We start from the raw sequence: 10022 nt of genomic DNA, 5'->3' as shown, positions 1-10022 counted from the left end.
TGATGCTCCCATTGAATTCGTGTTTCCCAATGGCACCAAGATGCTACTAAGGGATAATGTAAATACGCAAGTATTAAAAGAAATTGTTCTAAAATCTGATTATATTCAGGTTGACGAAAGTACCATTCCTGTTATTAGCAACGAAAAGCACAAAGCACAAAAGGCTTATCTGTGGATGGTTCGATCAGTAATGAATAACTTGGTTTTCTTTCACTACGACAAAGGCTCCCGAGCACAAAAAGTGATACTTCCTTTATTAAAGGATTTTCAGGGAGCTATTCAAACCGATGGATATCAGGTATATTCAATCTATGAGCAAAAGAAAGGTGTTTTGCTTCTGGGTTGTTGGGCTCATGCGCGCAGGAAATTCTCCGAAAGTCTAAAAGAAGACAAAACGGGGGCTGAATACGCATTGGCACAAATTGCTAAAATCTATCAAGTTGAGCAAATGGCCACCGATCAGAACATGAATTACAAGCAAAGAGCTGAACTACGAAAGCGCTTGGCTTATCCAATCATGCGTGCTTTTGAAAAATGGATCGAAGGCTATTACCCCAAAGCGCTACAAGGAGGAAAGATGAGTAAGGCGCTGGCTTATACATACAATCTTTTCTTACGTCTGTCTCGCTATCATCTTGATGGCCGATATCTGCCTGACAACAACGGAGCTGAAAATGCAATTAGGCCGGTAGCTGTTGGAAGAAAAGGCTATCTGTTTTGTGGCAACCATGATGCCGCAGAAAATGCAGCAATTATGTACTCACTACTGGGATGCTGCAAAGCCAGTGATGTAAATCCTCGCGAATGGCTTACAGATGTATTTTCTAAGATTGCGTTATACAACAGCAATTATGATTTAGACTTGGCTGATCTTTTGCCGCACAATTGGAAAAAGTCTAATAGTTGTCAGAATATTCCAAAAAACACCCACTAATTTCGATTAATTCCAAAAGATTCCAGTAAAACTTAGAGATTTCCAACGCTCCAATCGACATCCGGATTGGAGCATTTTTTTACTTTGCAATATGTAGCAGACCGCATATTTACATATTAACTTCATATCATAAATTTTATAAAAACTTCAAATAAAACATAAGTTGCAGAATGGATAAAGTTGGCATCTTCAACATTTTCCTTCGGAATGTTAATTTCAACTAACTTTTCATCAGTTTCAATTACATCGTTGCTATTGTTGTTACTTTGGGGACATTATAATCCATTAAAAAAAATGCAATAGACATAATAAAGATTTTAATTATTATTTTCATCTTTTGTAATATCGGCAGTTTGTTAAGGTTTGATATTCAGTGTTATATATCATGATTTAACGGACTGTTGATGTTTAATTTCTTTAATATAGTACCACACAAGATTGGGTCGAGCGTGAGCGAAGGGACGTTTTATTCATTATCTTTAATACATCGAATTGGGAATCCCCTACTTGGTTGTTGAGAAATCACACCAGCAACGCTTGGATAAAGCGGTTCGTTTTGTGCCAGTAAACACGGAGTTATTACGCCAGCGGTTTCTGTTCAAATAGTGCCAATTTAGTTGAATTTCAAATTCAAGGCACGTTTCGTTTTGTGCCATTTATTTCGGTTTAATTTGTGCCACTTTGAAAGATCAAGCAAAAACTGCTATCTCGCAATAAAAAAAGCGATATGGCTTTTAAAATCCAATTTTGGGATTGCTTTTGTATAAGCATCGGAGAAAAGATGAGTTCGCATGGTAACTTAGCCATGATGATGCAAATGCGCTTATCGCCTGCCATCACACAAAATAGAAATATACAGCATGGAAAAGTGTGGAAGATTACTGATATTCATCAACCATGGAAACCTGCTACCGCTGCACCGGTTCAATCAACCGAAAAAAAAGCGTTATTGGTTAAGAAGCTTGAAGGACCGTTTACCGAAGACGGCAAAATAGTGGAGGAGTTGATAATGGGGAACAGTTATATTTACAAAGCCACCGAATACAACGATGGTGAGGGCTATAAGTTAAACAACACGCAGTGGAGCGTAGAACTAAATAATGATGAGAATAGCTGACGATTTTGATAAAGTTAACTATCCTAAAGCCATTTATTCTAAAGAACGAATTTATGATGCTAAAGCATGGCTCATTAAAGATTGGGTGTACGAAGACTCTGGAAAAGATATAAAGGATTATCATGAAGGTAATTTGCTATTCTGGGACACAAGTGATGAGAATATTTTTAAAGCATTTGAAGAGTGGGCAACACTATGTTTTTCCTATGGTGAAATGGAAGGCAATATTAAACGTATGATTGCAAAATTCAAATGTAACGAAGGAGGTATTTACGAAGATCCTATATTAACCAATGATATCGCAAATCATAAAGCTACCTTGGAATATTGTTCAAATTTGGAAGACTTTATTGCAGAAAAAATTAAACAAAGCAATGGATTGTTGTCAAAACTTGTTGAAACAGATGTAGGTTATGATTATAACGCAAGGGGAAATCGGGGTAAAACAACTGCGAAAGGAGCCAAGTTTGCAAAACCAACATTTGGTTCTTTTAAAGATACTATAAAAGGAGAAACGATTGCTTTAAATGATATTTGGGCGACAGAAGTGTATGTGTCAGAAGTTCAGTTTGACAATGATAACTACAAAATAAATTATGAAGTAACCCTATGGGATCATTTTGGGTTGGACATTACAGATATTGAGGATATACCAAATACAGTGCCTTTAGCCAAAGAAGCGTTTGCAGCATGGTTTGCATTACAACACCTAAGAGGATATAAGCCATTTATCACTAAAATAACTTTCACGAAAGAATTTGAAGGTAATATAAATGAGGGAAAAATAGAGCGTAATGATAAAAGGGAAGCTTTAAAAGTTCAACAGGTTAAAAATAAAATTGATAATTTACCAGAATTTAAATCTTTATAATTAATTCTACTTTAACAGATTAAAATGATCACTGAAAAAACGATAATTTAGTATTGTTTTTCTTTCGTAATAAACAGTAAATTAGTATATTGCAATTGAAACAAAGAACAAAACTCAAGTTTGCAATGGGTAACGGGCGAAAAACTTAAAAAAATATACGAATAATGGTAAAACACTGCTAGCGGTCAACAACCGACTTGAAGTGTATTTATCTGAATTTCAGCACCATTTTAAAAATAGAACAAAATCCAACTTCGACAAAGCTACTCAATACGTCGAAGGTCTAGCTTTTAAGCGATTTGAAAAACATCGAACGCATCACTGAGACATTAAACGCAGACTACCATAAGATGCAGCATTTTATCACCGAATCCAATTGGGATGCAAGAGCTGTCATCGACCAAATAGCAAATCAGGTAGACCAATCACTCCCAAACCAAAAATTAAAAGGATTACTCATAGACGAAAGCGGATGGGTGAAAAAAGGTGACAAAAGCATTGGTGTTGATCACCAGTATTGCGGGAACGTTGGGAAGACTGCAAACTCGCAGGTTGCAGTTTTTGGTTGCTTGTGCACGGACAAATATGCAGCGTTGGTCGACACGAGACTGTACCTTCCAAGGTCATGGTGTACTAACAACGCCAGGTGTGAAACTGCTGGCATCCCCAAAGAGGACAGGGTTTTCAAGACAAAACCGGAGCTGGCTACAGATATTGTGAAGCACCAACTGGAAATGGGTATCGAGTTCGATTACGTTGGGGGGGATGGACTTTATGGCAATGACCTTGCGTTTACCCGTTCGGTTGAGGATATGGGTTTGGTGTACATGCTTGACATTCATAGCGATCAAAAAATCCACCTTGAAAAACCAGAACTACATATTCCAGAGCGAAAGAGCAATCGTGGGCGCCCACCCAAAAGGCCGAAGGCAAGCACCCCATCGGTAAACGCTAACGAATATATAGAAACGCTTACAAACAAGGACTGGAAAAAGCTTGACATTCGTGATTCTGCCAAGGGAAAGCTGAAGGGATTGTTCCATTTTAAGACAGTTTACATTTGGGATAAGGTTCAGAACATTGTTGAGAAACGGTTGCTGGTCATTTCGAAAAGAAAGACAAAGCAGGGAGTAGAAATAAAATATTCGTTCACTAACGCAGAACTTGCTCAATACACGCATCAGGCGCTGGCATACATGCAGGCACAACGCTTTTTCATTGAGCATAGCTTCAAAGAGCAAAAACAGATAGTAGGCTTGGATCAGTTCCAAACCCGCAAATGGCTGTCATGGCATCACCAAGTAGCCCTCAACTTAATGGTGGGCAGCTTTATGCTGAAAGAAAAACTATTGAATCAAGACGAAGTCCCATTGTTGTCGGCAAGAGACATTATGGATTTTATGGTATACAAATTTTATCGTGAAATGACCGATGAACGGATGCTGGAAAAACTGCAGCAGCGACATGAAAAGCGACAGCGTGACATAGACCTCTGTTATTCAAAGCAATAAATCTGTTAAAGTAGAATTAATAGTATGAAAAATTTAATATTTATAGCTTTAATGCTCTTAATTGCTTGTACATCTGATAAAACAAAGGACGGTGATATGTATCGCTTAGAACACCTTACTCGTTTTGTGAGTATTACTAGTCTTCATAGTGTAGGTACCTATCGGCTTAATGAGACAGTATTAATAGAAAAGCAAAAAAATAAACAGAATACTTATGATAGTCTAATAAACAATTATTTATATAATTCTAGCTATTTAGTCCTTGCAAGAAAACGTATAATCAATTGTAAATCTGTTTTTTGATGTTGAAAACTTGTTTGAATCTTTAGTGAATATAGCTTGTGTAGTTGGGTTATTTTGCAGATATTCAACCTATTAATGGTTTTAGATTTGGTTATTTCGGAGCTAAAGCACAAAGAGGTTCAAGCATGAGAAAAAGATTCGAACAACAATTGAAACTGGGAAGTCTTCCAATTCAAGAAACGATCATACCGACAGCAAAAAGAAGTGGGGCTCTACCCGGACTATGTGCTGCGTTAAAAGAAATATTTGCCAACCCAAACTGGAACGAGAAGGTCTTTGAGATATTGGACAAGGCGATACGCTCGGAAAAGAAACATACAGGTCGTCCCGGAATGGACCTGTGGCAAATCTTTGTTTTGTCACAAGTGCGTCTTTGTCAAAATATTAGCTATGACGATCTACACGACATGGCCAATCACCATACATTGATACGCCAAATAATGGGCATCGAGAGCAGCTTTGGGTATGAAAAGCAAAAGATTGGATATCAATGTATTATCGACAACGTCGGTCTACTAACGGACGAAACGGTAAAAGAACTCAACAATGTTATTGTGGCATTTGGCCACGAGGTATTTAAAAAAAAAGAGGCGGCAGCATTGTCCTTAAAAACCGATAGTTTTGTTGTGGAAAGCAATGTTCACTTCCCTACTGACTACAACCTGTTATGGGACTGCGCGCGGAAATGCATCGACATGGTCAACAAGCTCCAGAAAAATCACGATTTACCTGGATGGCGCAAAGTGTATGACTGGCGTAAAGACCTGAAGAACAAAATGCGGGCACTAGGTCGGGCAAGCGCTTCGGGCGGAAAAGGGAAACAAGACAGAATAAGAACAGCGGCGCGAGTCTACCTTGCAAAAGCTAAAGCTTTGCTGAACAAATTAGAAAATTCAAAAGACAGCTTTCCTCAGGAAGATATTGCGGATCAGGTCACAGTGATAGAGCTCGAACATTTCATGTCACTATTGGTTAAGCATATCAACTTGCTTGAAAGGCGGACTATAAAAGGGGAAGCCATACCCCATAGCGAGAAAATGTTTTCCATATTCGAAGAATATACCGAATGGGTGACCAAAGGTAAAATGCGTCCGAATATCGAACTGGGCAAAAAAGCAGGAATAACCACCGACCAGTTTAATTTAATTGTCGATTACCAGATAATGGATCATGAATCTGATTCAGAGATTGTTCCGAAGTTAACAAAAAGACTATCGAAACGGTTTACAATAGAAAGTTGGAGTTTCGATAAGGGGTATTGGAACAAAAACAATAAAACATTATTGTTGGGAGCGGTTAAGAACCTTGTGCTTCCCAAGAAAGGCAAATGTAACCAAGAAGAAGCAGAGCAGGAGCGTCAAACCGTTTTCAAGAAGCTGCGCAACAAACATAGTGCCATCGAATCAAACATTAACGAATTGGAGCACAGGGGACTAGATCGTTGTCCGGATCGCGGATACCACAACTTCAAAAGGTATGTTGGCTTAGCCGTTAGCGCCTACAATCTAAGAAAGATTGGTGCCGAATTAATCCATCGAGCACGGAGTAGTTCTGATACAGGCGAGCAGAACAAAATAGCAGCCTAGTAATGTTTTGAATATGTGCGTCTTATGTAACACAAGGGGGAGAATTATGCCCAATAATCAACAAAATTGGCAAAATATTATGCGCAGGGTCGTGTTTTGCAATAAAAATCAGCTTTGACACATAAAATCACCATCATCAACAAAAATAAAGTTCACGTTTGGCGATATTCTACTCGCCTATTTTTGAAAACATGAGTTTTCTTGCCGAGACTATTTAGCAACTGATTCATTCATTTGTGATTCTACAATGAGGATTGAAAGGTTTTTTATTTCATTTTTTGAAAAAACCACTTGCACTGAATATTACATTGAGCATAAGGAAGATAAAAAACATGAAATTTATGGAGATGGTACAGGCAAAAACGGTGATTGTAGTGAAGACTGTATCGCATTTTACGCATATTATCGTTCGAAAGATAATTTAAATATGTGGTATTGTAATTACCCAAAAGACAGAAAAGATACCATATGGACTTGTAATAAATAACGTTTCGTAACACGTGTTCATACATCATAGCTTTGCCGCAGGTGCAACACAAAGCTACGATGCATAGCACAACCGTTGGTGTGCCACGAAGCTGTGGTAATTCACTAGGTGCAAATCCTACCTAAATAATTTTTGTTAAGATTATTGCTTCATTCAGCATAATCCAAGTAAACTTGGTTTTACTTTCACTTATCGCAATAATTTGCTGTTCGTTTAGAAGAACTGCTGACAGTTATATTCGTGAGGATTATCGCTGAAGCTCGGTATGTTCAAATGACCAAGCCGAATTATCAATCCCGAAGGAAAAGAAAGGCGAGTTTCGAAAATTGGGAATTCCAACCATTAGAGATAGAGTTGCACAAATGGCAGTAAAGATGTTAATAGAGCCACTCTGGGAAGCCGACTTTGAAGAAACTTCGTATGGATTTAGACCAAAGCGTGGAGCACATGATGCGATCAAGCAAATCAAGAAGAACATTTATGAAGGGCATCATTTTATTTATGACACAGATTTGTCGAAATACTTTGATACCATCCCTCATGATAAGCTGTTTGTACTGCTCAAAGAGCGTATCAGTGACAACGGGATTTTGAATATTATTAAGCAATGGCTGAAAGCACCCAAACAATTAAAGAACGGGAAGCTTCTGACATCCAAGGCAGACACTCCGCTAGGAGGAGTTATCAGTCCATTGCTGTCGAATATTTACCTGCATGCTTTTGACCGCATTGTTAATAGTCCAAATAGTAAGTTTGCCAAGGGCAACATTCGCATAGTCCGTTATGCTGATTATTTTGTACAGATGGGTACTTACTATTACAGTAGGGAAATACTGGCTTATATCGATTCATTAATGACACGGATGGGGCTTACCATCAATAAGGAAAAGACAACTATTTTGCATGTGCATAAGAAAAGCCTATTCTTTTTGGGGTTTGAGTTCAGGGTAATCCGCTCCAAATTCGCTTGGAACAGGAAGAACTATACCAACGTCCGCCCGAGTATGAAATCAAGGAGTAAACTCTTTGCCAACATTCGTGAGCTTTTAGCAAAACGTAGGCATTGGAAGATTGAACCTTTGCTTTACAAGCTCAACTCATTATTAATAGGTTGGCTTAATTATTTCTCTATAAGTAAGGTAACGCACATTTGGGAAACCATAAAGGTTATCATCAAACACTTGGATTATAAACTATTTAAATGGCTCAAAAGCAAAGGACGTAAAGCGCACAAGTCGCTTCGCCAGCGACCATACAGTACTTTTGTACAAAGCAAAAGGCTGTTAGACTTGGAAAAGTATGCACGCTTGAAAACCCTTGCGAAAGCTCAATGAAGAACTCTATCGGTAAGCCGTATGAGGGAAAACTTCACGTACGGTTTGATGAAGGGGGCGCTGATAGTTTACTTATTATTGCTACTTTTAGAAGTAATAATGGGAGTAAGCTATCAGGCTCTACTCTACGCAAACATTAAACATAAACATATGAGAATACTTACAACTTTAAGCTTTTTTGTATTAGCTCTAAACTGTTTTGCACAGTTAGGTCTTGACATGAACTATGAAGAAATTCTACAAGATGAAAAGCTAAAGAATATTAAAACAATGTATTATCGAGTAGAAGATACTTCGAATTCTGACGGTAGATTATTATTTAGTAAAGCATTTAGCGAGGATGGTAAGGTTACCGAAAAATATGTCTACACATTTTGGGACGTTGTCTCATATGATCATACAACAAGCTATAAATATGACAAAAATTGGAATTTGATTGAGGAAATTACAATTCAAAGAATATTAAACTTAGGTAAAAGAGATGAAGAATATATAAACGCATTAGGTGCTGACCCAATTAATGAAAAAATCAATTATGAATACAATGAATATGGATTTCTTACAAAAAAAAATGAATATAGTTTCGGAGAAGAAGGATTTTTAATAAATCAAAAGCCTAGTAGAACAGTAATATATGAATATAAAGATTCATTATTAATAAATGAAAAAAGTTTCACTCCAAATGGTCGGGTTACCTATGAAAACTACGAAATGACTTGTAAATACAAAAAAGAAGGGCAACAAACGAAAAAAATCAAGAAATTCTCTGACGGTTCTAATGAAACGATAACATTTACTTTGTAAATTGAAACTCCCTATCAATAGAGACAAAAGTGGCATCAGACGACCAGTAAACTTCCAAATACTCGGCTTCGGTTTTGTACCGATCTATAAGAAAGGTATCAAGGGAAAATACCAATTGGTAGTTGCCCCAAAAAGATGGAAGAGTTTTAAAGCAAAACTTAAAGAAGTCACTCGAAAGACTACTCCAATGAGCTTTGATGAACGCATTAGTAAGTTAATTGAAATCCAACGAGGTTGGATTAACAACTTCAAATATGCCAATATCAAAACAAAACTGGAAGAGTTGGATGGCTGGCTCCGTAATCGTCTTAGATACTGCATTTGGCATCATTGAATTGGAGCAAAGCGGAAATCATGAACACAAAAAATGAACACTTGTGAATAAAAAAGCCTGAGCGGAAAAGGAAAAACCTGATCCGATTAGGCATTGAAGCTGGTATGGCATATGCTTGGAGTCGAAGTTGAATTGAGGAACGAAATCATGAATGCCTTAAAGCATACACATATATAATGAATAATGGGTGGTTGGGCTATCGCCCAATTGGAGCAAAGCGGAAATCGCTAACACCAATAAAACATAATCTTTGTTGGCAAAGTCCTATTTTAGGAACAACCATTACGGTGCAACGACTTCAAAAGCGAGGCTATATCCCATTAGCTTATATGTACAATGAAATAACAGCTACTTTACCTACTAAGGCAAATTCGCTATTGGCTCCGCCGATCTTCGATTCCCCATGATGTAAGGAACCGCCGTATATGCTCGAATAAATTAAAATAGTATTTTAATTTGTGAAGAGGAATAACGAAGTTACCCGTACGTACTTTTTATGGAGTGAAAAGTCGTGGTGTGAAAGGTGCACTGGCAGGGCTACAATCCTGTCAGCCACCTATGGCTATTTCGGAGTGACCATGCCAACGATTTCGGAGTAACCGTGCCACTTTAAAAGATGCTGCAATAATAAGAAAAAAAATGTTATTCACTCACTAAATATCCTTTTCTTAAAGATTCTCCTTTGAGATCTATACGATGTGATGAGTTGACCAGACGATCTAAAATAGCATCGGCTATGGT

9 protein-coding genes and 1 pseudogene are annotated in these 10022 nt (G+C 37.7%); all 10 read left to right on the top strand.

Annotation, left to right across the window (positions count from 1 at the left end; all coding sequences use genetic code 11):
* Positions 1 to 934: IS66 family transposase (gene tnpC / locus CYTFE_RS30440; RefSeq protein WP_162150108.1), on the top strand; the 934-nt coding region annotated here is incomplete at its 5' end.
* Positions 935 to 1661: 727 nt separating this feature from the next.
* Positions 1662 to 2051, top strand: a complete 390-nt coding sequence (locus tag CYTFE_RS0124235; RefSeq protein WP_044263439.1) for a hypothetical protein — start codon at positions 1662 to 1664, stop codon at positions 2049 to 2051.
* A complete protein-coding gene (locus CYTFE_RS28145) occupies positions 2035 to 2922 on the top strand; it encodes a DUF3289 family protein (RefSeq protein WP_081736146.1) in 888 nt (295 codons plus the stop codon). The genes CYTFE_RS0124235 and CYTFE_RS28145 overlap by 17 nt, the downstream gene beginning before the upstream one ends.
* 120 nt (positions 2923 to 3042) lie before the next feature.
* Positions 3043 to 4433 (top strand): annotated as a pseudogene (locus tag CYTFE_RS0124225) (IS701 family transposase).
* Positions 4434 to 4861: 428 nt separating this feature from the next.
* On the top strand, positions 4862 to 6322 hold the full coding sequence (locus tag CYTFE_RS28140) for an ISNCY family transposase (protein ID WP_154665738.1): 1461 nt from the start codon (positions 4862 to 4864) through the stop codon (positions 6320 to 6322).
* Positions 6323 to 6569: 247 nt separating this feature from the next.
* Positions 6570 to 6809, top strand: coding sequence for a hypothetical protein (locus CYTFE_RS0124210; RefSeq protein ID WP_027473911.1), 240 nt, complete (start codon positions 6570 to 6572; stop codon positions 6807 to 6809).
* 293 nt (positions 6810 to 7102) lie between these two features.
* On the top strand, positions 7103 to 8143 hold the full coding sequence (locus tag CYTFE_RS28135; RefSeq protein ID WP_262505612.1) for a reverse transcriptase domain-containing protein: 1041 nt from the start codon (positions 7103 to 7105) through the stop codon (positions 8141 to 8143).
* The gene (locus tag CYTFE_RS30270; protein WP_154665737.1) at positions 8140 to 8283 is read left to right on the top strand and encodes a hypothetical protein; all 144 of its coding nucleotides are present in this window, start codon (positions 8140 to 8142) and stop codon (positions 8281 to 8283) included. Before CYTFE_RS28135 ends, CYTFE_RS30270 begins: the two co-directional genes overlap by 4 nt.
* A gap of 10 nt (positions 8284 to 8293) precedes the next feature.
* Complete coding sequence (locus tag CYTFE_RS0124195; protein ID WP_044214709.1) at positions 8294 to 8947, top strand: hypothetical protein; 654 nt, start codon at positions 8294 to 8296, stop codon at positions 8945 to 8947.
* 1 nt (position 8948) lies between these two features.
* A complete protein-coding gene (locus CYTFE_RS28130; RefSeq protein WP_027473909.1) occupies positions 8949 to 9281 on the top strand; it encodes a group II intron maturase-specific domain-containing protein in 333 nt (110 codons plus the stop codon).
* The last annotated feature ends 741 nt before the right edge of the window (positions 9282 to 10022 follow it).

The sequence above is a fragment of the Saccharicrinis fermentans DSM 9555 = JCM 21142 genome (assembly GCF_000517085.1).
In the GTDB taxonomy this organism is placed as follows: Bacteria; Bacteroidota; Bacteroidia; order Bacteroidales; family Marinilabiliaceae; genus Saccharicrinis; species Saccharicrinis fermentans.
The sequence above is the reverse complement of the archived record's forward strand: the minus strand, read 5'-3'. Positions and strand labels throughout refer to the sequence as shown.

Excerpts from the sequence above, each read along its gene's own strand:
- CYTFE_RS0124235 (WP_044263439.1), top strand. The coding sequence starts at position 1,662 with ATGGCTTTTAAAATCCAATTTTGGGATTGCTTTTGTATAAGCATCGGA.
- CYTFE_RS28145 (WP_081736146.1), top strand. The coding sequence starts at position 2,035 with ATGATGAGAATAGCTGACGATTTTGATAAAGTTAACTATCCTAAAGCC.
- CYTFE_RS28140 (WP_154665738.1), top strand. The coding sequence starts at position 4,862 with ATGAGAAAAAGATTCGAACAACAATTGAAACTGGGAAGTCTTCCAATT.
- CYTFE_RS0124210 (WP_027473911.1), top strand. The coding sequence starts at position 6,570 with ATGAGGATTGAAAGGTTTTTTATTTCATTTTTTGAAAAAACCACTTGC.
- CYTFE_RS30270 (WP_154665737.1), top strand. The coding sequence starts at position 8,140 with ATGAAGAACTCTATCGGTAAGCCGTATGAGGGAAAACTTCACGTACGG.
- CYTFE_RS0124195 (WP_044214709.1), top strand. The coding sequence starts at position 8,294 with ATGAGAATACTTACAACTTTAAGCTTTTTTGTATTAGCTCTAAACTGT.